The sequence below is a fragment of the Methylobacterium sp. WL120 genome (assembly GCF_008039465.1).
GTDB classification, from domain to species: domain Bacteria; phylum Pseudomonadota; class Alphaproteobacteria; order Rhizobiales; family Beijerinckiaceae; genus Methylobacterium; species Methylobacterium cerastii.
Genome location: NZ_VRUT01000064.1, coordinates 1 through 26,313 on the forward strand (window position 1 = coordinate 1; position 26,313 = coordinate 26,313).

Annotated in this window: 23 protein-coding genes and 1 pseudogene; 14 read left to right on the plus strand and 10 right to left on the minus strand. The window is 69.6% G+C overall.

Going from position 1 to position 26,313, the window contains the following annotated elements; all coding sequences use genetic code 11:
• The first annotated feature begins 195 nt into the window (after window positions 1-195).
• The 5 genes from FV229_RS13555 to FV229_RS13575 all read left to right on the plus strand — a co-directional run bounded on the left by FV229_RS13555 (window position 196) and on the right by FV229_RS13575 (window position 5,500).
• Window positions 196-1,449, plus strand: a complete 1,254-nt coding sequence (locus tag FV229_RS13555; RefSeq protein ID WP_147752512.1) for an FAD-dependent oxidoreductase — start codon at window positions 196-198, stop codon at window positions 1,447-1,449.
• Between the two features lie 144 nt (window positions 1,450-1,593).
• Window positions 1,594-2,499: an SDR family oxidoreductase gene (locus FV229_RS13560; RefSeq protein ID WP_147752492.1), complete on the plus strand. Its 906-nt coding sequence runs from the start codon at window positions 1,594-1,596 to the stop codon at window positions 2,497-2,499.
• A 275-nt stretch (window positions 2,500-2,774) separates the two neighbouring features.
• The gene (locus tag FV229_RS13565; RefSeq protein WP_147752493.1) at window positions 2,775-4,517 is read left to right on the plus strand and encodes an HWE histidine kinase domain-containing protein; all 1,743 of its coding nucleotides are present in this window, start codon (window positions 2,775-2,777) and stop codon (window positions 4,515-4,517) included.
• Window positions 4,518-4,603: 86 nt separating this feature from the next.
• Complete coding sequence (locus FV229_RS13570) at window positions 4,604-5,125, plus strand: DUF1993 domain-containing protein (protein WP_147752494.1); 522 nt, start codon at window positions 4,604-4,606, stop codon at window positions 5,123-5,125.
• Between the two features lie 165 nt (window positions 5,126-5,290).
• Window positions 5,291-5,500, plus strand: coding sequence for a hypothetical protein (locus FV229_RS13575; protein ID WP_147752495.1), 210 nt, complete (start codon window positions 5,291-5,293; stop codon window positions 5,498-5,500).
• 78 nt (window positions 5,501-5,578) lie between these two features.
• On the opposite strand, the gene FV229_RS13580 is transcribed toward FV229_RS13575, so the two are convergent.
• A complete protein-coding gene (locus FV229_RS13580) occupies window positions 5,579-6,433 on the minus strand; it encodes a transporter (RefSeq protein WP_246688186.1) in 855 nt (284 codons plus the stop codon).
• 140 nt (window positions 6,434-6,573) lie between these two features.
• On the opposite strand from FV229_RS13580, the gene FV229_RS27420 reads away from it, so the two are divergent.
• Window positions 6,574-6,870 carry a hypothetical protein gene (locus FV229_RS27420; protein WP_187275142.1) on the plus strand — a complete coding sequence of 99 codons (297 nt, stop codon included), beginning with the start codon at window positions 6,574-6,576 and terminating at the stop codon, window positions 6,868-6,870.
• An 87-nt stretch (window positions 6,871-6,957) separates the two neighbouring features.
• Here FV229_RS27420 and FV229_RS13590 read toward each other — a convergent pair whose 3' ends face one another.
• Window positions 6,958-7,635 (minus strand): HD domain-containing protein, encoded by a 678-nt coding sequence (locus tag FV229_RS13590; protein WP_147752498.1) that lies wholly within the window; start codon window positions 7,633-7,635, stop codon window positions 6,958-6,960.
• A gap of 117 nt (window positions 7,636-7,752) precedes the next feature.
• On the opposite strand from FV229_RS13590, the gene FV229_RS13595 reads away from it, so the two are divergent.
• From FV229_RS13595 to FV229_RS13615, 5 genes are all read left to right on the plus strand, one after another.
• Complete coding sequence (locus FV229_RS13595; RefSeq protein WP_147752499.1) at window positions 7,753-8,718, plus strand: GlxA family transcriptional regulator; 966 nt, start codon at window positions 7,753-7,755, stop codon at window positions 8,716-8,718.
• A 335-nt stretch (window positions 8,719-9,053) separates the two neighbouring features.
• Window positions 9,054-10,124 (plus strand): 2-keto-3-deoxygluconate permease, encoded by a 1,071-nt coding sequence (locus FV229_RS13600; protein ID WP_281406716.1) that lies wholly within the window; start codon window positions 9,054-9,056, stop codon window positions 10,122-10,124.
• Window position 10,125: 1 nt separating this feature from the next.
• On the plus strand, window positions 10,126-11,415 hold the full coding sequence (locus FV229_RS13605; protein ID WP_147752500.1) for a four-carbon acid sugar kinase family protein: 1,290 nt from the start codon (window positions 10,126-10,128) through the stop codon (window positions 11,413-11,415).
• On the plus strand, window positions 11,412-12,419 hold the full coding sequence (pdxA, locus tag FV229_RS13610) for a 4-hydroxythreonine-4-phosphate dehydrogenase PdxA (RefSeq protein ID WP_147752501.1): 1,008 nt from the start codon (window positions 11,412-11,414) through the stop codon (window positions 12,417-12,419). Before FV229_RS13605 ends, pdxA begins: the two co-directional genes overlap by 4 nt.
• 97 nt (window positions 12,420-12,516) lie before the next feature.
• Window positions 12,517-13,296, plus strand: a complete 780-nt coding sequence (locus FV229_RS13615; RefSeq protein WP_147752502.1) for a DeoR/GlpR family DNA-binding transcription regulator — start codon at window positions 12,517-12,519, stop codon at window positions 13,294-13,296.
• A 19-nt stretch (window positions 13,297-13,315) separates the two neighbouring features.
• Here FV229_RS13615 and FV229_RS13620 read toward each other — a convergent pair whose 3' ends face one another.
• The 6 genes from FV229_RS13620 to ugpB form a co-directional block, all read right to left on the minus strand.
• Window positions 13,316-14,803, minus strand: a complete 1,488-nt coding sequence (locus FV229_RS13620) for a TIGR00366 family protein (RefSeq protein ID WP_246688187.1) — start codon at window positions 14,801-14,803, stop codon at window positions 13,316-13,318.
• A 199-nt stretch (window positions 14,804-15,002) separates the two neighbouring features.
• Entirely contained in the window at window positions 15,003-16,049 is a 1,047-nt protein-coding gene (locus tag FV229_RS13625; RefSeq protein ID WP_147752503.1) for an alpha/beta hydrolase, read from the minus strand.
• Between the two features lie 26 nt (window positions 16,050-16,075).
• Complete coding sequence (ugpC, locus tag FV229_RS13630) at window positions 16,076-17,191, minus strand: sn-glycerol-3-phosphate ABC transporter ATP-binding protein UgpC (RefSeq protein WP_147752504.1); 1,116 nt, start codon at window positions 17,189-17,191, stop codon at window positions 16,076-16,078.
• Entirely contained in the window at window positions 17,191-18,012 is an 822-nt protein-coding gene (gene ugpE / locus FV229_RS13635) for a sn-glycerol-3-phosphate ABC transporter permease UgpE (RefSeq protein WP_238272244.1), read from the minus strand. The genes ugpC and ugpE overlap by 1 nt, the downstream gene beginning before the upstream one ends.
• A gap of 11 nt (window positions 18,013-18,023) precedes the next feature.
• Window positions 18,024-18,905, minus strand: a complete 882-nt coding sequence (locus FV229_RS13640; protein ID WP_147752506.1) for an ABC transporter permease subunit — start codon at window positions 18,903-18,905, stop codon at window positions 18,024-18,026.
• A 45-nt stretch (window positions 18,906-18,950) separates the two neighbouring features.
• Window positions 18,951-20,294 (minus strand): sn-glycerol-3-phosphate ABC transporter substrate-binding protein UgpB, encoded by a 1,344-nt coding sequence (gene ugpB / locus FV229_RS13645; protein WP_147752507.1) that lies wholly within the window; start codon window positions 20,292-20,294, stop codon window positions 18,951-18,953.
• Between the two features lie 380 nt (window positions 20,295-20,674).
• Here ugpB and FV229_RS13650 point away from each other — a divergent pair, with 380 nt between their 5' ends.
• Complete coding sequence (locus FV229_RS13650; protein ID WP_147752508.1) at window positions 20,675-21,889, plus strand: ABC transporter substrate-binding protein; 1,215 nt, start codon at window positions 20,675-20,677, stop codon at window positions 21,887-21,889.
• 44 nt (window positions 21,890-21,933) lie between these two features.
• On the opposite strand, the gene FV229_RS13655 is transcribed toward FV229_RS13650, so the two are convergent.
• Window positions 21,934-23,370 (minus strand): carotenoid oxygenase family protein, encoded by a 1,437-nt coding sequence (locus FV229_RS13655; protein ID WP_147752509.1) that lies wholly within the window; start codon window positions 23,368-23,370, stop codon window positions 21,934-21,936.
• A gap of 165 nt (window positions 23,371-23,535) precedes the next feature.
• Here FV229_RS13655 and FV229_RS13660 point away from each other — a divergent pair, with 165 nt between their 5' ends.
• Window positions 23,536-24,771: a lytic murein transglycosylase gene (locus FV229_RS13660; protein ID WP_246688189.1), complete on the plus strand. Its 1,236-nt coding sequence runs from the start codon at window positions 23,536-23,538 to the stop codon at window positions 24,769-24,771.
• Window positions 24,772-25,191: 420 nt separating this feature from the next.
• Here the strand turns inward: FV229_RS13660 and FV229_RS13665 are convergent, their stop codons facing one another.
• Window positions 25,192-26,028: a hypothetical protein gene (locus FV229_RS13665; RefSeq protein ID WP_147752511.1), complete on the minus strand. Its 837-nt coding sequence runs from the start codon at window positions 26,026-26,028 to the stop codon at window positions 25,192-25,194.
• A gap of 145 nt (window positions 26,029-26,173) precedes the next feature.
• Here FV229_RS13665 and FV229_RS13670 point away from each other — a divergent pair.
• Window positions 26,174-26,313, plus strand: a pseudogene (locus FV229_RS13670) (IS3 family transposase); the annotation flags it as partial.

The window sequence follows — 26,313 nt, forward strand, 5'->3', positions numbered from 1 at the left end:
GCGCGGCCCCGATGCCGGCGGCGCCCTGCCCGACGTCGCCCACGCGATGCACGTCGTCTGGACCACCGGCGGGGCGCTGCTGCCGGAGGCGGAGTTCCAGGCCGCCCTCGCACAAGCGGCCTGAGGGGCGGCCGGCCGCCGATCCGGTCGGCGCGGCGCTTGTCTCGCCGCTCGGGCGATCTCACCTACGGCGCCATGGCCAGCGTGTTCGACGTCATCATCGTAGGCGGAGGCGCCGCCGGCATCGGGGCCGCGCGGCGGCTGGCGGCGCATGGCAAGGCGACGCTGCTGCTCGAGGCCTCGTCGTGCCTCGGGGGACGCGCCTTCACGCAGGATCTCGGCGGCCATCCGCTCGATTTCGGCTGCGAATGGCTCCACTCCGGCGACCGCAACGCCTGGGTCGGCATCGCCGAGGCCTCGGGTTTTCCCGTCGACCGCGGCGAGCCGCCATGGGCGAAGGCGCATCCGTCGCTGGCCCAGGACGCGGACGGCCAGGCGGCGGCGCAGCGGGCCTACGGCGACTGGGAGGAGCGGCTTCGCCTTGTCGCGGCGGGCAGCGACCGGGCGAGCGACGCCCTGAAGCCCGGCGGTCCCTGGAACGCCTACGTGCGCGCCATCGCCGGCTTCATGAGCGGCGTCGCACCCGAGGCGATCTCGGCCACGGACTATCTCGCCTACGACGACGCCGCGACGGGCCGAAACTGGCACCTGCCGCTCGGCTACGGCACGCTGGTCGCGGCCAGCCTGCCGTCCGCGACGACCCTCCGGCTCGCCACCCCCGCCGAGCAGGTCGACCTGACCGCGGACGGCGTCGCCGTCACCACGCGCGCCGGCACCGTACGCGCCGGGGCCGCCATTCTCACCGTCTCGACCGCGGTGCTGGCCGGCGACGCGATCCGCCTGCCCTCCGGGGTCGAGCCCTGGCGCGAGGCCGCCGCCGACCTGCCGCTCGGCCGCAACGAGAAGGTCTTCCTCGAGATCGGGCGCGAGGCCGCGTTCGCGCCGGACACGCACGCCTACGGCAACCTGCACGACCGACGAGCCGCCGCCTATTCGATCCGCCCCAACGGCTGGCCGGTGATCGAGGCGTTCCTCGGAGGCGAGGGCGCCCGCATCGTGGCGGAGGACGGCCCGGCCGCCGGCTTCGCCCACGTCTCAGCCGAGCTGGCCGCGCTGTTCGGAGGCGACATCGCCTCGGCGATCCGGCCGCTGGCGGCGACGTCCTGGAGCCGGATGGCCTCCGTCGGCGGCGCGTATAGCTGCGCCCTGCCGGGCCGCTCGGGTGCGCGGGCGCGGCTCGCCCGGCCCTTCGAGGACAGGCTGTTCTTCGCCGGCGAGGCGACGCACCCGCACGATTTCACCACCGCCCACGGCGCCCACGACAGCGGGCAGCGGGCCGCCGACGAGGCCATGGCGGCGCTCGGGCGCAGGCGGGGCGAGGCGGCCTGACGGGAGGCTCCGGCGGCGTCCATAGGGCCGCAGGGGCCGGAACATCCGCGCACGGGGCCGATTGCCGAAGTTCCCGGACAGCATCACCCGACACGTGCGCCGCACGGTCTGTCCCGTTCGAACCCGGCGCGCCAGGACAGCTTCATGACCGACGCCGCCGACAAGCGCCTCACGATGCAGGATCCGCGCACCCAGTACCCGCAGCCGCCGTTCGAGCGCCAACCGCAGGAGGCGCCGGGCCTCGCCGGAGCGATGGACCCGCAGCCGGACCACGGCGAGACCAGCTACCGGGGCCACGGCCGCCTCGCCGGCCGCAAGGCCCTGGTGACCGGCGCCGATTCCGGCATCGGGCGCGCGGCCGCCATCGCCTTCGCCCGCGAGGGTGCCGACGTGGCGCTCAGCTTCGTCGAGGCCGAGATGCCGGACGCGCGGGCGGTGGCCGAGCTGATCGAGGCGGAGGGCCGCAAGGCGGTGCTGCTGCCGGGCGACATCACCGACAAGGCGTTCTGCGAGACGCTGGTGCACCGGGCTGTCACCGACCTCGGCGGGCTCGACATCCTGGTCAACAACGCCGGCAAGCAGACCAACCAGAAGGACGTCGGCGACATCACCGACGAGCAGTTCGACCGAACGCTGAAGACCAACCTCTACGCGATGTTCTGGATCACCAAGGCGGCGCTGCCGCACATGCCGGCGGGCGCGTCGATCATCAACACGGCCTCGGTCGTGGCCTACAACCCGCCGCAGATCCTCGTCGACTACGCCACCACCAAGGCTGGCATCGTCGCCTTCTCGAAGGCTCTGGCCAAGCAGCAGGTCGCGAAGGGCATCCGCGTGAACACGGTGGCGCCTGGGCCGTTCTGGACCGCGCTGCAGCCCTCGGGCGGGCAGCCGCAGGAGGCGGTCGAGACGTTCGGCTCCGAGGTGCCGCTCGGCCGCCCCGGCCAGCCGGTGGAGCTCGCGCCGGTCTACGTCTTCCTGGCGAGCCAGGAGGCGAGCTACGTCACCGGCGAGGTCTACGGCGCGACCGGCGGCAACGGCACCGCCTGACCCCGCCGCGCCCGCAAGAGGACCGCTTTCCGCCGGCGCTCCCGCCCCGGCGACGGGGTGCACAAGGGAAAGGGCAGGCGCCGCCGGCACGAACAGGCCGGTGGCGTCTTTAAGACATTGGAACGGATAAGTTTCTCCCAAAGCCGCATCCCCGGGGTCACCGATGCCGCTTCGCGCCCGATGCCACGCCATGGTCGCGGAGCCGAATGCGACCTAGTTTGGTGTCCGGGTCCCGAGACGCGGCGGGGACGACCAGGCTCGGGAAGCAGCCCTCGATGTCACTGACGAAGCGGATCGTGGGCCTGGTCGTGCTGGCCCTGACTCCGGCGTTGGCCGTTCAAGGCTATAACGAATACGCCCTGCGGACCGCCCGTGCCGAGGCGGTTCGCAACGAGGCGATGCGCGCGGCGCGGAACGTCGCGGCCGACCTCGGGCAGTTCGGCCGCGGGGCGCGGCAGGTGCTCGGCATCCTGGCCGGCCTGTCGGAGATCCGCAGCAAGGATGCGCGGGCGTGCACGGCCTACCTCGCGACGGTGGTCGGCCAGGTGCCCGGCTCGTTCTTCTTCGGCGTCGCCGACGCGGATGGAAAGATCCGGTGTAACACCCTCGGCTCGCCGGTCGGGGCCTACACGGTCGCCGACCGGTCCTACTTCCAGGATGCGATGCGTTCCGGCGGGTTCGCCATCGGGCAGGTCGTGTCCGGGCGGGTCACCGGCCGGCCCACCATCCAGTTCGCGCAAGCCATCCCCGACGACGACGGCGACGGGCGGCCCGACGGCATCGTCATCACCAGCATCGACCTGTCCTACCTCGCGGCCCGGCAGGCCAATGCCGGGCTGCCGCCCGATGCCGCGCTCACCGTCGCCGACCCCAACGGCACGATCCTGGTACGCTTGCCCGATCACGAGGCGTGGGCGGGCAAGCCGCTTCCTCCGGCTTACTGGAAAGCCCTGACGGATCACCGCGGCACCGTCGCCGACCTGCCGGGGTTGCGCGGCAACCAACGGATCACGGCGGTGGCCGGAGGTTCGCCGGAGGACCTCGAAACCATGACGGTGGCGGTGGGCCTGTCGTCGGCCAGCGCCTTCGCGGACATCGACGCCGCAACCCGCCGCGGGATCGTGCTGATCGGCCTCGGTGCGATCCTCGCCGTCGTCGCCGCGCTGATGGCCGGACGCGTCTTCATCCGCCGGCCGGTGCGACGCCTGCTTGCGGCGGCCAGCGCCTGGCGGGCCGGCGAGCTGGGGACCCGGACCGGGATCTCCGGACCCGGCGAATTCGGCCGGCTCGGGGAAGCGTTCGACGCCATGGCCGCGTCGCTGCAACGACACGAGGGCGAGCTGCGCGAGGAGGTCGCGCGCAGCCGCGTCCTGCAGGAGCGGCAGACGATGATGCTGCACGAGCTGAACCACCGCGTCCGCAACACCCTGACCACCGTGCAATCCCTGGCGCGGCAGACCCGCCGCGACGACGACCGGGGCGAACGGCTGGAGGGGCGCATCCTCTCGCTGTCCAAGACCCACGACCTGCTGTCGCGCGACGACTGGGGCGGCGCCTCGCTGCGGACGGTCCTGGAAAACGAGCTCGCCCCCTTCCGGGACGACCAGGCCCATCGCTTCGACCTGGAGGGCACCGACCTCGACCTGCCGCCGCGCTACGTCCTGGCGCTCGGCATGACGGTGCACGAGTTGACCACCAACGCGGCGAAGTACGGCGCACTCTCGACCGATGCGGGCCGCGTCGAGGTCGCCTGGACCGTTGTCGTCGCCGAGAGCGGCGCGAGGCGGCTCGTTCTGGATTGGCAGGAGAGCGGAGGCCCGCCGGTTCGGGAGCCGGGAAAGCGCGGATTCGGCACGCGCCTGATCACGGGCGGGATCAGCCGGGAGCTCGGCGGGCTGGTCCGGCTGGATTTCGCCGTCGACGGGTTGCGCTGCAGCCTCGACGTCCCCCTCGACGAGCCGGACCGCTTCACCTCGTTCGGGGGCCTCGCCGACGCGCGGCCGGCCGGGCGGGCCTGAGGGGCCACCCGTCCGCTGGGACGTGGCGTCCCGCCATGTGCGCTGCCTCACCGCGCCGACGGCGGCGGCCGGCTTAGCCGTTCTCGATGAGCACCAGCATCCACGACGTCAGCGCGCCGATCTTCGTCAACGCGCTTCGCAACATGAGCGCCTGGCTCGACAAGGCGGCCTCGGAGAAGCCGGAGGCCGACCTGCTCCTCGCCCGCCTCGCCCCCGACATGAAGCCGTTGCCGGCCCAGTTCCAGATGGCGTCCGACAGCGCGAAGAACGCGATGGCGCGGCTCGCCGGGATCGAGGCGCCGGCGATGCCGGACGTCGAGGCGAGCTTTGCCGAGCTCAAGCAGCGCTGCGCCCGGACCATCGCCTTCGTCGAGGGAATCGAACCGGCGGCGCTGGCATCCGCCGCGAAGCGCGAGGTGGAGCTGAAATTCCCCAACGGCTCGGGATACCGCTTCTCGGGGCAGACCTACCTCACCGGGTTCGCGCTCCCGAACTTCTTCTTCCACGTCACCACCGCCTACGCGATCCTGCGCGGGGCCGGCGTGAGCCTCGGCAAGCCGGACTTCCTCCAGCATCTCGGGCCGCCGAACATCCAGGCGGCGAAGTAGGCGACGCATCGGGTGTCGGACATCGCGCACATCAGGTCGGGAGCGCCGCAAGTTCCGGGCGCGCCGGCTTCAAGCCGGGTCCGTCGTCGGCGATGCCGCGGAACTCGGGGCGGTCGAGCCGCTTGGCCTTCCGAGCCGGTGCTCGTGCCGGTCGGGAGGAAGACCATGTCGAGCGACACCGATAAGCACCGCGCCCTGCTCGGCGCCCTCAAGGACGCCCAGGGCAAGGGCGACGGCGCCTTCGAGCAGGCCGTCACGAACGCCTTCGAGCATGTCTTCGAGCATCTCGGGCGCCTGAACGACCACGTTTCGCTCGGCGGCCCAGACGGCGAGGATCCGCACCTGAAGGCCGGCGAGTCGCCCACCCTGCGATAGCCCGCGGACCGGAGGGCATCGCGCTGCGAAGGCGCCGATGCCCTCGACTGCGTTCCGGTGACCGGCGCGTCGACGATGTCAGAACTTGCGGATGACCGGGCTCGCCGCGGAAGGCGCGTCCTTGTCCTGATAGATCGGCACGGTGACCCGCAGCCAGCCGCGTGTCTCGAGGCCGGCGTAGTTACGCTGGATCACGTCCCGCGTGACGTAGGCCTGAAGGTTCACCGGGCCGAAATTGTATCCAACGAGTGCGCCGACGGCGACCTGGCCCTGGCGGGCGTAGGAGGGGTTGCCAGTCGGCAGGTCGGTCGATCCGAAGGCCACCGGCCCGACCTCCCATTTGCCGAAATGCTTCGTGGCCGTGAGGTCGAGGTTGAGGAAGTCCGGGTAGTACGTCCCGGTGGCCGACCGCGTGTCGAAGAAGGTGCCGTAGAGGACGTTGCCCGTCAGGTTCCAGCCGTCGCCGTTATACGTGATGGCGAAGCGCTGGTGCAGCACCGGATTCTGGATGACGATCTTCGTGTCGCTCGGGAGGTACGCGCCGAGCAGGTAGCTGAAATTGAGGTCGTGGCCGAGTTTCCAGGCGACCTGGGCGGCAAGCAGCGTCTGCCCGAACCCGCTCTGGTAGGTCGCGCCCCGCGTGCTCGATGCGGTGATGGGCTGCAGCACGACGAATTGCAGCCGTCCGCCGACGATGTCGGCCGGCGTCGCCCAGATGAAGGACGGCAGATTGACGTTCGAATCGGTGCCGCGCGGGGCGATGTCCCGCGAGCCGAAGCTCGACGTGTCGATGAAGTAGAGGCCAACGGGCAACGGCGCGCCGGGGGCCTGCCCCACGGTCTGCCCGGGTTGCGCCGAAGAGCCTGCCGTCGCGGGGGCGGCCGCCAGCCCGAAGATCGACGCGACCACGGCTGCGACCTTCGTCGCCTGCATGAAACCCGCGCTCGTCATTCCACCGATCATGCCAACGTCCATGCCACCCCGTCGTCGGGTCCGCCCGTATGGCATGGCGCCGGAAATCCTGTCGCTCACTTGTGCGCAAGACGAAGCGTTGCACTGCGAGCGTCGCCATCGTGCAACGCTTCGAGCGCTACTCTCAAGCGCCACGTCAGCACAAGCAGACCGAGAGGAACTTAGAAGCAGCCCCTGTGGCGATCCTTGAACTCGGCTTTGAACATATCGCCGGTGAAGAGTTCCCCCTTGGCATCTTCGATGCGAACGTTCGCATGGCCGGCGTCGATCCAGCGGCGGGCGAGGACGACGGCGCTCGCCGCCATCTGGCGCGTCTGTTGGAGGACGCCTTCCTGGGCGTGGGCGGTGATGACGTAGAGCGCGCGTTGCGGGGGAGCATCTGCCATCCCGCGGTTTAAGCCGCGCTCCGCCCACGCCGCTTTCTCACACGTTAAACAATTCTCGTTTTCGGCGGCATCGCCTTCGCCCCGGCGCGCGGGGACGGCTCAGTCGTGCTGCCCGCATCCGCAGCCCGTCGCGTGGGTGCCACCGGGCCAGCGCGAGGCCCGGATCACGCTGCAGAAGTTCCCCTTGCGGAACGCCGGCTCCTTGTCGGCGATGACGTCGGCCTTGACGTTGCCGAAGGTCGTGTCCGGCTTGTGCCGGATGCCGTCGTAGAAGGCCTGGATGATGTCTTCCTTGAAGTCCAGCGTCCGGGGGAAGGCCGAGACCACCGTAGCGCGCTCGGCGTCGGAATACTGGTCGTAGGTCAAGCCGAGCACGTCCATCTCGACGCCGGCCGTGACGAGCGCGACCACCGGGTGCATGTGGACCGGGATGCCAGGCGTGGTGTGCAGGGCGATGGCCGTCCACACCGTGTAGACGTCCGCCTCCGGCACGCCGTGCGCCTTCAGGAAGTCGCGCGCCGCGTTGGCTCCGTCGACCTCGAAGCGCCCGTCGGCGCTGCTGTGGTCCGGCATCAGGCCGACGTCGTGGAACATCGCGCCGGCGTAGAGCAGCTCACGGTCGAAGCGCAGGCCCTGCCGGACGCCGGCCAGCGCGCCGAACCGATAGACCCGGCTTGAGTGGTTGAAGAGCAGGTCGGTCTCGGTGTCGCGCACGAAGGCGGTGATCGCCTTGGCGAGCGCGCTCTCGGGGATGGCGGCGTCTGACGGGGTGCTCATGGCGGATCTCCTTTGCGCGGGGTCGTCCCATGAGCTACGGCCCCCCACGCCCGTCAGCAATCGTCTTGACACGACGTTCTCTGCCATCGTGCGCGCAGTGTCAGCCATGGAGCCTGCATGGCCCCCCGATCCGTCGCCGTCCTCGCCCTTCCCGGCGTCCAGCTTCTCGACGTGGCCGGACCGCTCGACGTGTTCGCGGAGGCGAACGCCCAGAGCGGCCGGGACGTCTACGCACTCGCCGTCGTCGGAACGGAGCCCGGCCCCATCATCACGTCGTCCGGGCGTGGCCTGGTCGCGGATTGGGTCGCGCCAGACGCCGCGCCGGCGCAGTTCGACACCCTCCTCGTCGCCGGCGCACCGCGGATCCGGGAACTGGAGGTTCGGCCCGACCTCTTGGCGTGGCTCGGCCGGGCCGCGGTGGGCTGCCGACGCTACGGCTCGGTCTGCAGCGGTGCGTTCCTCCTCGGGCAGGCCGGCCTGCTGGACGGCCGCCGGGTGACGACGCACTGGGCCGTGGCGGAGGCTTTGGCGGAGCACTATCCCGCGGCGATCGTCGAGCCCGACGCGATCTGCCTGTTCGACGGGAAGTTGCGGACCGCCGCCGGGGTGACGGCCGGCCTCGATCTCGCCCTGGCGCTCGTGGAGGAGGATCTCGGCGACGCGATCGCACGCCGGGTCGCGGCTCAGCTCGTCATGTTCTTCAAGCGCGGCGGCGGCCAGATGCAGTTCAGCCGCCGCGGGGTGAGCGCCCCGGTCGGACGCTCCGCCCTGCAGGCGGTGCAGCGCTGGATCGCCGCCCACCCCGCGGAGGACCACGGCGTCGAGCGCCTCGCAGAACGGGCCGGGATGAGCCCGCGCCACTTCGCGCGCCTGTTCCGGGCCGAGACCGGCCTGACGCCCGCGGCCTATGTCGAGACCGTGCGGATCGAGGCCGTCCGCCGCCTGCTCGAAACGAAGGACGCCGCCCTCAAGCAGGTGGCCGGCGCTTGCGGCTTCCGCGACGCCGACACCCTCCGGCGCGCATTCGTCCGCCGGGTCGGCACGACGCCGGCCGAATACCGGCGCCGACAGGCGGGGCCCTGACCGACGCCTGACGTCGAAAGGCGTTTTAGGGCGGGGGTTCGGGAAGTAGCCGCCTTCGGTCGGGCACCGCCTCACACGTAGCCCTTGAAGCGGAAGTAACTGCCTCACCGCACGCGATGTCTTCGCGCTACGTGCGTGACACCTGTCTAGGGGCGACGCGGTGCCCGAGCCAGGATTCGCGGTGACAGTCGAACGATGGGGATCGCGTATTTTAAGCGAATTTATAGACAGCATGCGCAAACAGTGCAGAATGAATGTGTCGAACGGCGTCGTCGTGGGCTGTGTCGGCGCAAAAACCAATAAATCTGCGCGGAATGCGCAGGGAGGAGCCCGAGATGCAGATCCCGATCAAGCGGGCGATCGAGGCCGTGCCCGGCGGCATGATGGTGGTGCCGTTGCTCGCCGGGGCGCTCATCGCCACCTTCTTTCCCGGCACGCCGAAGCTTTTCGGCTCGTTCACGGGCGCCCTGTTCTCCGGGGCGCTGACGATCCTGGCCGTGTTCTACGTGTGCATGGGGGCGAGCATCGATTTCCGCGCGACGCCCTACATCGCCAGGAAGGGCGGCACCTTGCTGCTCGTGAAGGTCGGCATCGCCGTGCTTCTGGGCCTGATCTTCGGACGCGTGCTGGGTGAGGCGCCGGTCGCCGCCGGCATGTTCGCGGGCCTGTCCACCCTGGCGGTCGTCGCGGCGATGAACGACACGAACGGCGGCCTCTACATGGCGCTGATGGGCCAGTACGGCCGCCCGCGCGACGTTGGCGCCTACACGGTGATGTCGCTGGAGAGCGGGCCGTTCCTCACCATGGTCACGCTCGGGGTCGCGGGGCTCTCGGCCTTTCCCTGGCAGACGCTGGTCGGGGCCATCCTGCCGCTCCTCGTCGGCATGATCATCGGCAACCTCGACCGTGAGATGCGCGCCTTCCTCGGCCGCGCCATCCCCGTGATGATCCCGTTCTTCGCCTTCGCGCTCGGTGCGGGGCTCGACCTCACCAAGGTCTGGCAGGCGGGCCTTCTCGGCCTCGCGATGGGCGTCGCTGTGGTGGTCGTCACGGGCATCCCGCTGTTCTTCGCGGACCGTCTCACCGGCGGGACCGGGGTCGCCGGGATCGCTGCCGCCTCGACCGCCGGAAACGCGGCTGCGGTGCCCGCGATCGTGGCCTCGGCCAACCCGGCCTATGCCGACGCCGCGGGTCCGGCGACGATCCTGGTGGCCGCCTGCGTCGTCGTCACGGCCATTCTCGTCCCCGTGGCGACGGCCTGGGCCGCGCGGCGGTTCGGCGATCCCGTGGAAGCCGAACTCTTGGAGGCCGATCCCGAGCTGGCGCCCGCCGGCCGCGTTCCCACTTCGGATCGCATGGCCCGCCCGAACCACTCGGCCGGCCCAGACCGCGTCGCTGGGCGCTGACATGGCCGACCGCTGGCTCATCCTCGCCGACGACCTGACCGGCGCCGCCGACTGCGCCATCGCCTTCGGTCGCCGCGGCCGTGCGGCGGCGGTGAGCTGGGGCACAGCGACTCAGGGCACCGGGACAGGATTCGGCTCTGCGGATCTCCCGGTGTTGTCCTACGATGCCGACAGCCGGGGCCTCTCCGCCGCGGCTGCCGCTCAGCGGCACGCCCAATGCCTGAGGCGCCTCCACGATCCGGACCGGATCCTATTCAAGAAGATCGACTCGACCCTGCGTGGTCAGCCCGCCGCCGAGACCGCCGCAGCGATCCATCACTTGAAGGGCCGGACCGAGGCCGGCCGCGCCGGGACCGTGTTCGGAATCTGCGCCCCGGCCTTTCCGGCCGCCGGGCGCACGACCGTCGGCGGCCGCGTCCACGTCGACGGCCGCCCCCTTGAGGACGCCGAAGTCTGGACGCGTGACCACAGCTACGCGAACGCCGACCTGGCCTTTATGCTGGGCACGGCCGGCGTCGCGACGAAGGCCGTGCCGCTGGCCATGGTGCGCGGCCCGGGCTTCGCGTCGCAGCTCGAGCAGATCGCCGCCGCGGGCGATGTCGTCGCCATCTGCGATGCCGAGACCCAGGAGGATCTCGACTGCATCGCCGCCGCGGGCTTGCGCATCGCCGCCGCGGGCCTGTCATCGTTCTTCGTCGGCAGCGCCGGCCTCGCGCACGCCCTTGCCGCGGTCGAGGCGAGTCCGCCGCTCGCGCCGTTGCGGATTGCGCCGCACCGTGGCGGCAGCTTGATCGTGGTGGGATCGCTCGCGGCAGCCTCCCGCGCGGCCACCCGCAAGCTCGCCGCCCTGGACGGCGTCGTCCACCTGCCCGTTCCGTCCGAGACCCTCCTGCGCGATCCCGGCGACTTGGCCGCCTCGCTCGCGCATGTCGAGATCGCGATCGCCGCCGGGCACGACGTCCTGGTCGAGATCGCGATGGAGGGCGTTCCCGACATGGCCCTCGGCCCCCGCCTCGTGCAAACCCTGGCCGACGCGCTCGCGCCGTTGGGTTCCGGGATCGGCGCGTTCGCGGCCACCGGGGGTGAGACCGCCTCAGCCCTCCTGTCGCGCTTCGGAGTCGAAGGCATCCGCCTTGTCGACGAGATCGAGCCCGGCGTGTCCCTCGGCCTCACGCTCGGCCGCCTCGCCATCCCCGTCGCGACGAAGGCGGGCGCCTTCGGCGACGCCGACAGCCTCATCCGCATCCGCGAGCGCTTGCGTGCGGTCCGCATCGAAGGAAGCTTCTCATGATACGTCCGACCATCGCCATCACCATGGGTGATCCGGCCGGCATCGGCCCCGAGATCATCATGAAGGCGCTCGCCCACGCCGAGGTCCAGGCCCTGTGCCGTCCGCTGGTCGTCGGCGATGCCGGGCGACTCCGGCAGGCGGGCGAGATCGTCGGATCGCGGGTGCCGGTCGATGCCCTGACGGAGGTCGGCGAGGCCGACTTCGACACGGGGGCGGTGCAGTGCATCGACCTCAAGGTCGTCCCCGCCGACCTGCCGTTCGGGCAGGTTTCTCCGGTCGGCGGCGAGGCGGCCTACCAGTTCATCGCCAAGGCGGTCGAGCTGGTGCAGGCGGGCGAAGCCGGCGGGATCTGCACCGCGCCCCTGTCCAAGGAGGCGCTGCATGCCGCCGGCCACAAGTTCCCCGGCCACACCGAGATGCTGGCCCACCTGACCGGCACGCCGGAAGTCTCGATGATGCTGGTCTCGCCCAAGCTCCGGGTGATCCACGTCACGACGCATATCGGCCTCATCGACGCGATCGCGAAGATCGAGCCCGGCCTGGTCGAGCGCGTGATCGCGCGGGGGCATGCCGTGCTGGTGAAGGCCGGCATCGCGAACCCGAAGATCGGCGTCTGCGCGATCAACCCGCATGCGGGCGAGAACGGCCTGTTCGGCCACGGCGAGGAGGCGGAGAAGATCACGCCGGCGGTCGAGGCCTGCCGGGCCAGGGGGTGGGACGTGCGCGGCCCGCTACCCGCCGACACGCTGTTCTTCCTCGCCGGCCGCGGCGACTACGACATGGTCGTCGCGATGTACCACGATCAGGGGCACGGCCCGATCAAGGTGCTGGGTCTCGAGGCCGGCGTGAACATCACCGTGGGCCTTCCGGTGATCCGCACCTCGGTCGATCACGGGACCGCCTTCGACATCGCCGGCAAGGGCGTCGCCGACGAGCGCAGCCTGATGGAGGCCCTGCGGCAGGCGGTCGACCTCGCTCCGAAGGCGGCGCCGGCTTCTACATAGCCAGCAGATCCACCCTCGGGCATGATGGGCCCTTCGCTCGGTCGGAGCGGAGGGCGGATCGGGCGCACCGGATCATCTCGGTAGGGTCGTCGTCCTCATGTCGATGCGGAGCAAGGCGCGTCAGGCGCTGCTGCTAGAGGCGCTGAAGCTCGGCGAGATCGACGTCGACGACGTCGCCGCCCGCCTGGACGTTTCGGCTTCAACGGTCCGGCGCGACCTCCAGGTCCTCTCCGCCACCCGGGCCGTCCGCCGGACCTACGGCGGCGCGATCCTCGCCGGGCACCCGGTCGAGACGACCTTGGCCGAGCGCATGGCCGTGAACGGGCCCGAGAAGCTCGCCATCGCCCGCAAGGCGATCACGCTGGTCGAGGATGGCGACACGCTGATCCTCGACGCCGGCTCCACGGTCGCCGCGTTCGGGCAGTTGCTCGCCAAGCGCCGCCTGCGCATCGTCACCAACAACCTCGCCCTGCTCCCCGCCCTCGCCGAGGCGCCGGGGATCGAGCTCGTGGTCCTGGGAGGCGCCCTGCGGGCCACCAGCATGAGCACGGTCGGCCCCCTCGCCGTCGAGGCGCTTCGCCTCATGACCGCGGATCACGTCGTCCTCAGCGCCGACGGGGTGGTGGCGGGCCGCGGCCTCTGCGAGGCGAGCCTCGATCAGGTGGCCCTCAAATCCCTGATGATGCGCCAAGCGAACGGGGTGATCGTACTCGCCGACGCGAGCAAGCTCGGCCGGGCCGAGCAGAACGCCTGGGCGGCGCTTCCGCGACGGTGGACACTGGTTACGACGTCGGACGCGCCGAGGGATCAGGTGCAGCGCCTCGCGGATGCCGGCGCCGCCGTCCTCGTCGGCCAAAGCGCGTCGCGCAAGCTCTGACCGTCCCGCCGCCGCGCCCTCACGGCATGACGGGCGGATGGTAGGTCAACGTGAAGGCCAGGGCCCAGAGCAGGAACAGCACCAGCGGCAGGTGGACGATGAGCTGAAGGAAGCTGAAGCCGACGATGTCCCGCGCCTTCAAGCCGATGATGCCGACCAGCGGCAGCATCCAGAACGGGTTGATCAGGTTCGGCAGCGCTTCGGCGGCGTTGTAGATCATCACCGCCCAGCCGAGGTGGACCTTCAGCTCGTTGGCCGCCTGGAGCACGTATGGCGCTTCGAGCAACCATTTGCCGCCGCCCGAGGGGACGAAGAAGCCGAGGATCGCCGAGTAGACGCCCATCGTCAGCGGGAAGGTGCCTGCGGTGTTGAGGTTGACGAAGGCATGGGTGATCGCATCTGATGCCGAGGCGCCGGCCGCGTTCTTCGGCACCGTCAGCATCCCGCTGATCGCCGCGTAGAGCGGATACTGGATCAGGATGCCCGCGATCGCCGGCACCGACTTCGAGACGGCCACGAGGAAGCGCTTCGGCCGCCAGTGCAGCAGCAGGCCGAGGGTGAGGAACAGCAGGTTGTAGGTGTTGAGGTTCGAGATCGCGACGATCCACGACTGGCGGGCGAATTCCTGCACGATCCAGCCGCCGGCGATCACCACGAGGAGGATCGTCAGGAGCGGCGAGTGCTCCAGCCACTCGCCCGGCTGGCGCGGCGGCGGGATGTCGGTCGATTCGCGGCTCACGTCGACGCCCAGGGTCTCGGCGGTGACGGCCGTCGCCCCGCGCGGCGCCGAGGCGTAGGCGATCGCCACCGAGACGACGAACAGGATTGCCGCGATCAGCATCGACTGCCACAGGAAGATGGTCTCGCTGAACGGGATCACGCCGGATATTGCGAGCAGACTCTTGGTCAGGCTCGCAGGGTTGGCCTGGAGTTGCGCCGCCGACGAGCTGAGACCGAGCGCCCAGGTCGCGCCGAGCCCAAGATAAGCCGCCGCGCCCGCGGCCCGGTAATCCATCCGCAGGTCCGTCCGCCGGGCGAGCGCCCGAACCAGCAGGCCGCCGAAGATCAGGCTCAGGCCCCAGCTGAGGAACGACGAGAGCATCGTCGCCCCCGCCACGAAGCCGACTGCCCCGCGACCGGTCCGGGGCACCTGCGCCATGCGCTCGATCAGCGCCCGCACCGGTGGCGAGACCGCCACGACGTAGCCGCCGATGGTGACGAAGGCCATCTGCATGGTGAAGGGGATCAAGCTCCAGAAGCCATCGCCGAAGCTCTTGGCGACGGACGCCGCCGGCGCGCCGTTGGCCAAGACGCCGAGGGCGACGATCACCACCGCGATGGCGACGAAGATGAAGGCGTCCGGAAACCAGCGCTCGGCCCAAGCGGTGAAGCGGATGCCGAGACGTTCGAGCGTTCCGGACGCCGGCGACGTGCCGGGATCGGTTGCCGGCACAGGCTTGGAGGGAACAGGCTTGGACAGGGATGGATCAACGGGCGCGATCGCCATGGATGTCCTCTGAGCTTCGGCTCTCCGCGGCCGAAGCCGCAACGATGACACGCCCGTGCTCGACCTCGAAAACGGGCCCTGTTCAAGATCGTGACAGCCGGCCGCGATCGTGGAGGCTGTAGGCTCGCCCGAGGCCCACCGCGTCACGGCAGGCCACGTCGTCCAATACCTATCGCACGCGCTGGGGCGGTCCCTTACGTCAGCGATCGAGATGGCGATTGAAGAAGGACGCGATCTCTTCGAACGCCTCCTTCACCTCCGGGACGCGATCGTCCCGGTAGAATTGCGCGTGCGACTGCCCCTCGAAGACCTGGAGCGCGGCCTCGACCCCGGCCTGCCGGAGCTTGCGGTGCATCCGGACGGTGTTCGAGAGGAGGAGGTCGCGCGTGCCCGTCGTCAGGATCGTCGGCGGGAACCCGCGCACGTCGCCGTTGATCGGCGAAAGCAGGGGATCGGCGAGGTCGTGCCCTGCGGCGTAGAATTTCGTGGCCGCGTCACAGAAGCCGGTCGGCGAGACCAACACGTTGTCCACCATCGCGTTGGTCTGGAACGAGTCGCCGCGTTGCGTGGCGTCCGACATCGGCGTGCCGGGTGCGATCGCTCCGGGCATCGGGAGGCCCTCCGCCTTGGCCCGCAGCATCATCTCGAGGGTCAACGCGCCGCCGGCCGAGCTTCCGAAGACTGCGATCCGGCCGGGGGCGGTGGTCCGAAGCACGGCCTTGTAGACCGTCATGCCGTCGTCGAGCGCTGCCGGAAAGAACGCCTCCGGCGGCATCCGGTAGTCGACCGCGATCACTGTCATCCGGCCGAAGCCGGCCAGGAGCATCGCCTCCGGCAGGGCGGCCTCGCGGGGGTTGAGGACGTAGCAGCCGCCGTGGACGTGGATCGCGATCCGATCCCGGTTCGCGGCGGGGATGTCGGCCGGGGTGATCGTGTACGCCCGCACGCCGTCGATCGTCGTCGGCGCCACGCTCACCCGCAGGCGCTCCGACATCGGCCCGATCTGCGGGGCGACGAGGGTCGCGAAGCCGTCCGAGAGTTGCTTCCAGCCGTCGGGCGTCGTCGGCGGCTTGTCCCAGTTCGTCCGCAGCGGCTGGGCGATGATCGCCTGCAGGGCCGGGCTCACGGTGTCGGGCACCGGGATCGTCTTGGCCGGCACCTCGCGGGGCGAAGGCGGCGCGGCTTGAGCCCAGGCTGCAGACGGGCCCGCGAGGCAGGCGAGGAGGAGGGCGGTCATGAAGCGCATGCGGTGCGTCCTGCGATGGAACACGGTCAGGTTCTCGCATCCTCAGGCGAGCCGGCGTCCATCGTGCGTGAGGATGCGAGCGTCGGCTCGATCCGCAAGCCGGTCGTCTGGTCGAAGAGGTGGAGGTGGGCTGCGGGAAACGACACGCGGATGGCGTCGCCCACGGGCGCGCCGTTGGCGACCTTGAGCGTCAGCGACGCTTCGCCCGGGCGTCCGGCATGCACCAGCATCTCGGAGCCCAGAAGCTCCACGACCTCGACCGGCCAGGCCATGCCCGTTGCGTCGAGCGCGACGTGTTCCGGCCGGATGCCCAGGACCACCCGGTGGCCGTTGGGCCGGTCGAACCGCCAGGGCCCGAGCGCGACGTCGGCGTCCGCCACCCGCACCGTCGTGCCGTCGCGCCCGAGGGTGCCGGGGAGTAGGTTCATCGCCGGCGAGCCGATGAAGCCCGCGACGTAGGTGTCGGCCGGGCGCTCGAACACCTCCGTCGGCGTCGCCAGCTGCACCGGCACGCCCTGGTGCATCACGAGCAACCGGTCGCCCAGCGTCATCGCCTCGACCTGATCGTGGGTGACGTAGAGGCTCGTCACCTTCAGCCGGCGCTGGAGGCGGCGGATCTCGCCGCGCATCTGCACCCTCAGCTTCGCGTCGAGGTTCGACAGCGGCTCGTCGAACAGGAACAGCTTCGGGTCGCGCACGATGGCGCGCCCCATGGCGACGCGCTGGCGCTGGCCGCCGGACAGCTGGCGCGGCTTGCGATCGAGCAGCGCTTCCAGGCCCAAGAGGGCCGAGGCCGCGTCGACCTTCGCCCGGATCTCGGCGCGGGGAAGGCCGCGGATCTTCAGTGCGTAGGCCATGTTCTCGAACACGCTCATATGCGGGTACAAGGCGTAATTCTGGAACACCATCGCGATGTCGCGCGCCGACGGGTCGAGGTCCGTGACGTCGCGCCCGTCGATCAGGACGCGCCCGGCGGTCGGCGTCTCGAGGCCCGCCACGATGCGCAGGAGGGTGGATTTTCCGCAGCCCGACGCGCCGACGATGACGAGCATCTCGCCGTCCGCCAGGGCGAGGTCGACGCCCTTCAGGATTTCATTGTCGCTGAAGCTCTTGCGCAGGCCGTCGAGTCTCAGGCCCGCCATCACTTGTCACCCTCCGTCAGGCCCTTCACGAACCAGCGCTGCATGACGAGCACCACCGCGACCGGCGGGATCAGCGCCAGCACCGCCGTCGCCATGACCTTGTTCCATTCGGTGGCGGTGTCGACGCCGACCATCTTGACGATGCTGATGACCACCGTGTCGAGCTTCGGATCGGTCGCGACCAGGAGCGGCCACAGGTATTGGTTCCAGCCGTAGACGAACAGGATCACGAACAGGGCCGCGATGTTGGCGCCCGAGACCGGGATCAGGATGTCCCGCAGGAAGCGCAGGGGGCCGGCCCCGTCCATGCGCGCCGCCTCCACGAGCTCGTCCGGAACCGCGAGGAACGTCTGCCGGAACAGCAGCGTCGCCGTGGCGGAGGCGACGAGGGGAATCGTCAGCCCCGTGAAGCTGTTGATGAGGTCGAGGGAGGACATGACCTGGAAGGTCGGGATCAGCCGCACCTCCACCGGGAGCATCAGCGTCAGGAAGATCAGCCAGAAGGCGGTCATGCGGAAGGGGAAGCGGAAGAAGGTGACGGCGTAGGCCGAGGGCAGCGACAGGGCGATCTTTCCGAACGCGATCGCCAGCGCCATCGCGGCCGAGACGAGCAGCGAGCGCCACACCGGCCCGGCCCCCGCCGACCCGTTCACCAGCACGTCGCGGTAGACGCCGAGGCCGGAGAGGCTCGGGACGAGCGAGACCTCGCCGCGGGCGATCGCGGCCGAATCCTGGGTCGAGCCCGCGACGGCGATCCAGATCGGCAGGGCGAACAGCAGGATCGCCAGGATCAGCACGGCATGCGGGATCAGGGCGGGCATCCTCCGGCGCATCAGGTGGCGGCCTTTCGCCCGAGGAACCGGAACTGCAGGCCGCAGAGGACGATGACGCCGGCCATCAGCACCACGGACTGCGCGGAGGACGAGCCGACGTTCGCGTTGACCACGCCGTCGAGGTACACCTTGAGGACGAGCGTCTGGGTCGATTGGCCCGGCCCTCCGCCGTTCACCGCGTAGACGGTCGCGAAGGTGTCGAAGGCCGCGTAGACGAGGTCGACCACGAGCAGGAAGTAGACCGTCGGCATCAGCAACGGCAGGACGATGGTGCGGAACCGGCGGACGCCGCGGGCGCCGTCGATGCGAGCCGCCTCGATGATCGTCTTCGGGATGGCCTGGAGGCCCGCCAGGAAGAAGATGAAGTTGTAGCTGACCTGCTTCCAGGCGGCGGCCAGCACCACGAGCGCCATGGCCTGCGTGCCGTCGAGCTTGTAGTCCCAGGCGATCCCGATCCGGTTCAGCCAGGCCCCGACGAGGCCGATCTGCGGGTGGAACATCAGCACCCACAGCACCGCCGCCATGGCCGGCGCCACCGCGTAGGGCCAGATCAACATCGTGCGGTAGAAGGCGCGCCCGCGGATCTCGGTGTCGGCCAGGACCGCGAGCACCAGCGCCACGCCCATCGCGATGGCGGTCACGCAGGCGCAGAACACCAGCGTCCGCCCGATCGCGGCGAGGTAGAGCGGATCGCCGAACAGGTCGGCGAAGTTGTCGAGGCCGACGAACTCGGTGCTGGTGCCGAAGGCGTCCTCGCGCTCCAGGCTCGACTTGATCGCCTGGAGGGCCGGCCAAAGGAAGAAGGCGCCGGTCAACACCAGTTGCGGCAGGATGAGCAGCGCCGGGAGCACCCGGCCCGGGAACAGCGTCCGTCGTTCCATGTGGGGAGTGCCTTGGTCGGGACTGCCTTGCGCCGGTCCGCCGCGTTAGCCGCGCGCGGATTTCTGGAAGTCGCGCAGCACGCGGTTCCCGCGCGCGACGGCGCCGTCCATGGCCGATTGCGCGGTCTGCTGGCCCTGGAGCGCCTTCTCGATCTCCTCGTAGAGGATCGCGCGGATCTCCGGCAGGCGGCCGAGGCGCAGGCCGCGCGAGTTCGGGGTCAGCTCCCCGCGGGAGAGCTGCCGCGCCGGAACGTCGGTGCCGGGATTCCTGTCGAAGTAGCCCGCCTGCTTCGTGGCCTCGTAGCCGGCCAGCGTCACCGGGACGTAGCCGGTGTTCTGGGCGTAGAGGGCGACCTGCTCGGGCTTCGCGAGGAAGGCGTAGAAGGCCGCAACGCCCTTGTACTCGGCCTCGCTGCGCTTGGGCGCCGTCATCGCCCACAGGCTGGCGCCCCCGATGATCGAGTTGTTCGGCCGCGGGTTCAGCGCCGGCTCGGTCGGCAGGAAGGCCTCGGCGTACCGGAACTTGGCGTTCTTGACGATGTCGGCGCGGCCCGAGGACGAGCCGAAGCCGATCGCGGCCTGCCCGGAATAGAAGACCGCGTCGGGCGCGCCGTCGCGGCCGGCATACTTGAAGGCGCCGTCCTTCGAGAGGTCGAGGAAGCGCTGGAGCTGATCGACGAAGGGCTTGGTGTTGATGAGCAGTTCCGCGCCGAGGCCGTTATAGCCGTCGTTCTCGGTGGCGTAGGCGAGGTTCTGGATCGCGGCGTATTCCTCGAACTGGATCCAGGTCATCCAGGCCGAGGTGCTGGCGATGGGCGTGGCCGCCTTCGACGCGAGGGTGCGGGCCGCCTTGGCGAAGTCGTCGTAGGTGGCCGGCGGCTTGTCCGGGTCGAGCCCCGCCTTCTCGAAGGCGTCGCGGTTGTACCACATCACCGCCGTCGAGGAGTTGAACGGCATCGAGGCGAGCTTGCCGTCGGGCAGGCTGTAGTATCCACGCACGCCGGGGATGTAGGCCTTGGGATCGAGGGCGAGGCCGGTCTCCTCCGCGAGCTTCCAGGCCGGCTTGATGGCGGGGCCCGCCTGCAGCATCGTGCCCGTGCCGACCTCGAAGATCTGGACGACGTGCGGCGCCTTGCCCGCGCGGTAGGCCGCGATCGCCGCCGTCAGCGTCTCGGGATAGGTGCCCTTGAACACCGCCTCAAGGGTGACCTCGGACTGGCTCGCGTTGAAGTCGCGCGTCAGCCGCTCGACCTCCTCGCCGTTCGCGCCCGACATCGCGTGCCAGAGCACGATGGGCGTCCTGTCCGCGGCCGAGACGGAGGCCGAGGGGCGAAGCGCCGTCCACGCGGCGAGGCCGCCGACGCCGGCCAACAGGACGCGACGATCCATCCAAAACCCTCCCGGCGGCGGGATCGACCTGCCCGTTGACGTCGGGCTTGAAGCGCGATCCCGCGGCGGCATCGCACCGGACGGCGCGACGCTCGTGCATTCATCATGCACGGACCGGCGAACGGAATAAAGCGCCCCGCGGCGCGGTCCCGTGATTTGGCCTCGGACCTCCGAGGTGCCGTCCCGGTCGGTTTGCCGACTTCACGTCCGCGCTCGGAGGCGACATCGGCTCATCCCGCATCGCAGCACCCGCTCGCAACGATCGATTGGTTTCATTGCTGTATTCCGTTGGCTTCTCAAGACGCCGCGACGCTTGACGCTGGGATGTCGGGCGTGCCCTCCTGGGTTCAACAATAACCGATCTCGGAGGACCGCCCGCCATGGCCTCGACCCGGTGCTGCATCCTCACGGCCGCGCTCGGCCTCGCCATCTCGGCGGGCTCCGCGTTCGCCGAGCCGATCCACGTCAAGGTCGGCGTCCTCAACGACATGTCCGGCGTCTACGCCGACACCGGCGGCAAGGGCTCCGTCGTCGCCGCGCAGATGGCGGTCGAGGACTTCGCCAAGGTAAACCGGGACGTGCAGGTCGAGGTCGTCGCCGCCGACCATCAGAACAAGCCCGACATCGGCGCCGCCGTGGCGCGACAATGGTACGACCGCGACGGCGTCGACGCGATCCTCGACGTTCCCACCTCCTCGGTGGCCCTGGCGGTCAGCCAGGTCACGCGCGAGAAGAACAAGGTCTTCATCGATTCAGGGGCCGGGACCACGGAGCTGACGGGTAAGCAGTGCTCGCCGAACACGATCCAGTGGACCTACGACACCTACGCCCTGTCGCACGGCACGGCCGGCGCCATGCTCGAGCGCGGCGGCGACGCGTGGTACTTCCTCACCGCCGACTACGCGTTCGGCCTCTCCCTGCAGAACGAGGCCACTGCGGTGATCGAGAAGGGCGGTGGCCGCGTCCTGGGTTCGGCCCGCGTGCCGTTCCCCGCCACCGATTTTTCGTCGTTCCTGCTTCAGGCACAGTCCTCGGGCGCGAAGGTGGTCGGGCTGGCCAACGCCGGCGGCGACACGATCAACGCGATCAAGCAGGCGCACGAGTTCGGGCTGACCGATAGCGGGCAGAAGCTCGCCGCGCTACTGATTTACGTCGTCGACGTGCACGCGATCGGCCTGCAGACCGCGCAGGGCCTGGTGCTGACGGAGTCGTTCTATTGGGATCTCAACCCGGGGACGCGGGCCTTCTCCGAACGCTTCTACAAGCGCAACGGCGACGCCATGCCGACCATGAACCACGCAGGCGTCTATGCCGGGTTGTCGCATTACTTGAAGGCCGTGGCCGCGACGAAATCCACCGATCCGCAGGCGACGATGGCCTGGATGAAGGCCAACCCGACGGACGACCCGCTGTTCGGCAAGGGGACTATCCGGGCGGACGGCCGCAAGGTGCACCCGATGTACCTGTTCGAGGTGAAGGCGCCCTCGGAGTCGAAGGGGGCGTGGGACCTCTACAAGCTACTCGACACGATCCCGGCCGACAAGGCCTTTCGCCCGCTCGGGGAAGGCGGCTGCCCCCTGGTCGGCAAGCCGTAGAGGGCACGTCGTGGAGAGCAAGCCGGCGTGACGGGGCAAGCCGTTCAGGCCGGGTCGCGCGCGGCAAACCAGTTGCCGTGGAAGCCCGGCGGGATCCGGTGCCCGAGGTGGATTGCGGCGACGGGCGGCGCCTCGAAGGCGCGCGCATCAAGGACGACGAAGTCGGTCGTGTCGCTTGCGGTGTCGACGACGAGTCCGACCAGCCATCCCTCGTCCTCGCCGGCCTCAGGGGCCGCCGGTACGAACACGAACTCCCCCGGCACGCTGCCGGCGCCGAACTCGTGCACGCGCCGCGCCCCCGTCGTCAGGTCGTGCTTGTAGATCTGCGTCGCGCCTTCGAGCTGCGTGTTGCCGTCGGCCGGGACCGAGACCGCGTAGACGTAGCGGTGCGGTCGCCCGAAGCGGCGCTCGTCGATCCTCGGAAATTCCTGCGCCGCCGGATCGACCACCCGCCGGTCGACCCGCGCCGTGGCGGGGTCGACGGTCCAGCGCTCCAGCCGGCCCGGCTTGTCGAGACCGCCCGCGGCCGAGGCGAACACGCTGTCGTAGGCGACGACGTCGAGGACCACCCGCCCGTCCGCCTCGTCGTAGGCGTTGCCGACGTGGAACACGAAGCACGGATCGAGCGGGCACCACGTGATGTCGGCGGCCGTCCCGTGCCGGGGGAGCAGGCCGAGGCGGGCGCAGTGGGCAGGGTTCCAGCGGAACGGGAAGCGGTGGCCTGCCACCACCGCCCGCATCGAGAAGGTGAGGGGCAGGTCCAGCACCACCGCGAAGCGCGTTGTGATCGCGCAGTCGTGGATGCAGGGGCCGTGCTCGACCGGGATCGGCAGGTCGCGCACGACGCGGCCGGCGGGCGAGAGGACGACGTGGCGCACGCTGTCCCAGACCCGGCCGTCGTAGGCGATCGCATGCGTCTCCCCGGTCTCCGGGTCGCGGTGCGGATGCCCGGTGAAGGAGCCGGAGAGCGTCCCCTCGAACGGATCGTAGGCTTGCGTCTCCAAGTCGTCGGACAGCGCGACCGGATAGCTGCCGGCCTCGACCAGGGCGAAGGCGCGGCCGCCGATCTCGACGACGTTGGTGTTGACGGTGTCGTCGCCTCGGCGCGGTCCGGGGGCGGCGGGTCGGCCGAGCGCCGCCGAGGCCGTCCGCGAGCCGATCCAGCGGTTGCGGTACCACAGGGCCTTGCCGCCCGCGATGCGGAGGCCGTGCACCATGCCGTCGCCCAGGAACCAGTCGTGGCCGCGCGTCGTCGGGCGAGCCGGGTTGGCGCCCATCTTGAGGTAGCGCCCGTCGAGCCCCGGCGGGATCGTCCCGGTCACCGGCAGGTCCCGCAGCGTCAGCTCCGCGCGCATCGGCGCGTGGACGCCGACCACGAACGGGTGCTCCGTCCCCGGCAGGCGCAGCCGGTTGCCGGCCGCCACCAGCGCGACGAGGCCCTCGGCGGCGGCACGGACGGTCGACGTGACAGGGTTCGGCATCGGTCGAGGGGTCCAAGCGTGGTGCGGGGACGAGAGCCGTGGTGAACCGTGACGGGTGCGCCGGGGCGCGACCGCACACGCGCCTTGAGCGGGATCGAGAACCGACATAGGGCCCATGGGCTTCCTCCGGCAATGCGATCGCCGTCCCGCCGCCGAGAACCGATGATGCGCCTCGCCCGCTTGCTCCGCGCTGCTACCCTCCCGCTGGTCTTGGTAACGGCTCCGGCGACGGCCGGCCCGGCATCTTCGGAGACACCTCCGGAGGCATCGTCCTGGGCCGACTGCCTGGGCAGGGTCGCCGCCGACGCGCAGGCAAGCGGGGTGCCGCAGGCCGTGGCGGACGGGCAGCTCGCCGGCTTGGCGTCCAACCCGGACGTGCTGGCGGCGACCCGCGGCCAGGCCGAGTTCGTCAAGCCGATCTGGGCCTACCTCGACGCCACGATCACCGAGGCGACCATCGCCGAAGGGCAGCGCAAGCTTGCGGAATGGGCCACGATCCTCGAGGCGATCGAGCAGCGCACCGGCGTCGATCGCTTCACCCTCGTGGCCTTCTGGGGCGTCGAGTCGGGCTACGGCAAGGTCCTCGACGACGCCGCGATCGTCCGTCCGGTGGTGCAATCGCTCGCGACGCTGGCCTGCGGCGATCCCGGCCGACCGGGCTACTGGGGCGACGAGCTCATCGAGGCCCTTCGCATCCTCGCGCAAGGGGACGTGCCGCCCGCGCGCCTGACCGGCTCGTGGGCCGGCGCCATGGGCCATACCCAGTTCATGCCGAGCGTCTACCGCGCCCACGCCGTGGATTTCGACGGCGACGGCCGACGCGACCTCTGGTCGGTTCCCGACGCCCTCGTTTCGACGGCGAACTACCTCGTCGCCATGGGCTGGCGCCGCGGCGAAGCCTGGGGCAGCGAGGCGGCGCTGGGAGAGCGCTTTGACTACGCGCTGGCGGACGAGACCACCGCGCGCAGCCTCGACGGTTGGCGTGCGCTCGGCGCGACACCCGTCCCCCAGCGCGAGGGGGACGGCGCCGCGCAAGCGACCCTTGTCGTCCCCGCGGGCGCGGGCGGTCCGGCCTTCCTGCTGCGGCCCAACTTCTCGGCGATCCTGCGCTACAACACGTCGCTGTCCTACGCGCTCACCGTCGCGCACCTGTCGGACCGCCTGCGCGGGCAAGCCGCCTTCGCCCGCGACTGGCTCCGCGGCGACCGCGCCCTGACCGAAGCCGAGCGCCGCGACCTGCAAACCCGCTTGGACGCGCACGGCCACACGGTCGGCGTCGTCGACGGCCGGATCGGTCCGAAGACGCGGGCCGCGATCCGCGCCTACCAGGCCGCGACCGGCCTCCGCCCGGACGGCTATGCCGACGTCGCCCTGCTGGAGAGGCTGCGGACGGCGCCGTGAGGCCATTCCGCAGCGAGTCGAGGCAGGCCGGCTTGCGGTTGGCCGATCAGAAGTCGGCAGTCTGCGCTCGAATGTCTGCCTGATCCCCGCGCGTGCGGGGATCAGGCGATCCTCCAAACCTCATGGGGCTCGCCCATGAGTGTGAGCGGAAGCGGAGTTCGTTCACTTGTTTTTCTAAGTACCTAACAAATCTCGGCTTTTTCCGCGCTCTCACCCCAGATGCGTCATGAGGATCGATCCTTGTAGATACTAAAGTTTGGATCGTAGGAGCGCGGCCAGCCTCATCCTGCTCCATCAGGCCGGATCGAGGCAATAAAAAACCCGCGACCGAAGCCGCGGGTTTTTGGCAGGCATACTATAATTTTAGAATAATATAGATTTGTTTCCGTATTTATCCAAACTTCTAGTCGGGCGATTTCCTCAAAAGTTGATCTCAATCCCCCTTAAACGTTCGATATCAGACCTCTTATAGACATCACTACCGTTTTCTTTTAGCGTGAATTTTGGAGCAATGTTCGTTCGCTGAATCCCGAGCCTCAATTTTCGAGGAGCTATGCAGAGCTGACGCGCTAGAGCTGTCAACAAAATATACTCGCGCTCGAACGCTCCGAAAGCATCATATGGCACGACTTTTATCAACTGTCTTTTGACAGGATGACGGGCGTCAACAGTCGGCAAAACACCCGTCGCCAAGAATTTCGTCCCGGTCTTGTCGGAGATCCCGAGTCGCCGCTCCAGGCAACTCTTCGTAAGTCCGGGGAGCGCGTCTCTTCGAACAAGATTTTTTACTTCGACGGGATCGACTTCGACGACGAGAAGCCCTCCTTCTCCGGGCGGTCTCCGAACATCCAACAGGCGGCCGTCCAATATCAGTTGCATGACTTCGGCCAAAGAGCAGTTCGCTCTGCGCGATGCTTGCATTACGTCGATCCAACTGCTTTCTTGATTCGACCGTTCGCAGTAGTTCGCCTTTGAAAGTATGGCTTGACGAAGCTCCTCGATGTGGCCTCGTTCGAACGAAAACGAGCTGATGTCCGGCGTCGGCCGCTGGAATGGTCGGATCAGACCATGTGCAAGAAATGAAACGACATGCGTTCTGGTGATGCCGAGGTAGGCTTGGGTTGCCTTTAAAGAAAGGCAATTTGCAGCCTTGGCAAGGAAGGCCTCTGTCGATTCATCCGCAGGGAACAGCAGTTCGTGATCCCTGAGGTCGGGTCGCTCGTCGACGACGCCGATCTCAACGAGCATCTTCCGCAAGGATCTCGTAACCCGACCTGTCGCGCGCGATGCTGTATAGACCGAATAGATGCGTCTGTTCGCTAGCACTCGACCGCAAACTGGTCAGCCCCCATTGAAGTGGTCCGCCCTTTGGTATGGCTTTTGAGCCTGGAGGACGGACGAGATGGCAAAACACCCGAAGCCCGAGGAGATCGTCGCGAAGCTCCGTCAGGCGGACGTGCTGATCTCACAGGGCCAGAGCGTGGCCGATGCAATCCGCGCGCTCGGTGTGAGTTCGGTGACGTACTACCGGTGGCGGCGTGA

Excerpts from the sequence above, each read along its gene's own strand:
- FV229_RS13555 (WP_147752512.1), top strand. The coding sequence starts at position 196 with ATGGCCAGCGTGTTCGACGTCATCATCGTAGGCGGAGGCGCCGCCGGC.
- FV229_RS13575 (WP_147752495.1), top strand. The coding sequence starts at position 5,291 with ATGTCGAGCGACACCGATAAGCACCGCGCCCTGCTCGGCGCCCTCAAG.
- FV229_RS13625 (WP_147752503.1), bottom strand. The coding sequence starts at position 16,049 with ATGCGCTTCATGACCGCCCTCCTCCTCGCCTGCCTCGCGGGCCCGTCT.
- ugpB (WP_147752507.1), bottom strand. The coding sequence starts at position 20,294 with ATGGATCGTCGCGTCCTGTTGGCCGGCGTCGGCGGCCTCGCCGCGTGG.
- FV229_RS13570 (WP_147752494.1), top strand. The coding sequence starts at position 4,604 with ATGAGCACCAGCATCCACGACGTCAGCGCGCCGATCTTCGTCAACGCG.
- FV229_RS13600 (WP_281406716.1), top strand. The coding sequence starts at position 9,054 with ATGCAGATCCCGATCAAGCGGGCGATCGAGGCCGTGCCCGGCGGCATG.
- ugpC (WP_147752504.1), bottom strand. The coding sequence starts at position 17,191 with ATGGCGGGCCTGAGACTCGACGGCCTGCGCAAGAGCTTCAGCGACAAT.
- FV229_RS13605 (WP_147752500.1), top strand. The coding sequence starts at position 10,126 with ATGGCCGACCGCTGGCTCATCCTCGCCGACGACCTGACCGGCGCCGCC.
- FV229_RS13595 (WP_147752499.1), top strand. The coding sequence starts at position 7,753 with ATGGCCCCCCGATCCGTCGCCGTCCTCGCCCTTCCCGGCGTCCAGCTT.
- FV229_RS13655 (WP_147752509.1), bottom strand. The coding sequence starts at position 23,370 with ATGCCGAACCCTGTCACGTCGACCGTCCGTGCCGCCGCCGAGGGCCTC.
- ugpE (WP_238272244.1), bottom strand. The coding sequence starts at position 18,012 with ATGCCCGCCCTGATCCCGCATGCCGTGCTGATCCTGGCGATCCTGCTG.
- FV229_RS13590 (WP_147752498.1), bottom strand. The coding sequence starts at position 7,635 with ATGAGCACCCCGTCAGACGCCGCCATCCCCGAGAGCGCGCTCGCCAAG.
- FV229_RS13615 (WP_147752502.1), top strand. The coding sequence starts at position 12,517 with ATGTCGATGCGGAGCAAGGCGCGTCAGGCGCTGCTGCTAGAGGCGCTG.
- FV229_RS13565 (WP_147752493.1), top strand. The coding sequence starts at position 2,775 with ATGTCACTGACGAAGCGGATCGTGGGCCTGGTCGTGCTGGCCCTGACT.
- FV229_RS13640 (WP_147752506.1), bottom strand. The coding sequence starts at position 18,905 with ATGGAACGACGGACGCTGTTCCCGGGCCGGGTGCTCCCGGCGCTGCTC.
- FV229_RS13560 (WP_147752492.1), top strand. The coding sequence starts at position 1,594 with ATGACCGACGCCGCCGACAAGCGCCTCACGATGCAGGATCCGCGCACC.
- pdxA (WP_147752501.1), top strand. The coding sequence starts at position 11,412 with ATGATACGTCCGACCATCGCCATCACCATGGGTGATCCGGCCGGCATC.
- FV229_RS13580 (WP_246688186.1), bottom strand. The coding sequence starts at position 6,433 with ATGCAGGCGACGAAGGTCGCAGCCGTGGTCGCGTCGATCTTCGGGCTG.
- FV229_RS13620 (WP_246688187.1), bottom strand. The coding sequence starts at position 14,803 with ATGGCGATCGCGCCCGTTGATCCATCCCTGTCCAAGCCTGTTCCCTCC.
- FV229_RS13650 (WP_147752508.1), top strand. The coding sequence starts at position 20,675 with ATGGCCTCGACCCGGTGCTGCATCCTCACGGCCGCGCTCGGCCTCGCC.
- FV229_RS13660 (WP_246688189.1), top strand. The coding sequence starts at position 23,536 with ATGCGCCTCGCCCGCTTGCTCCGCGCTGCTACCCTCCCGCTGGTCTTG.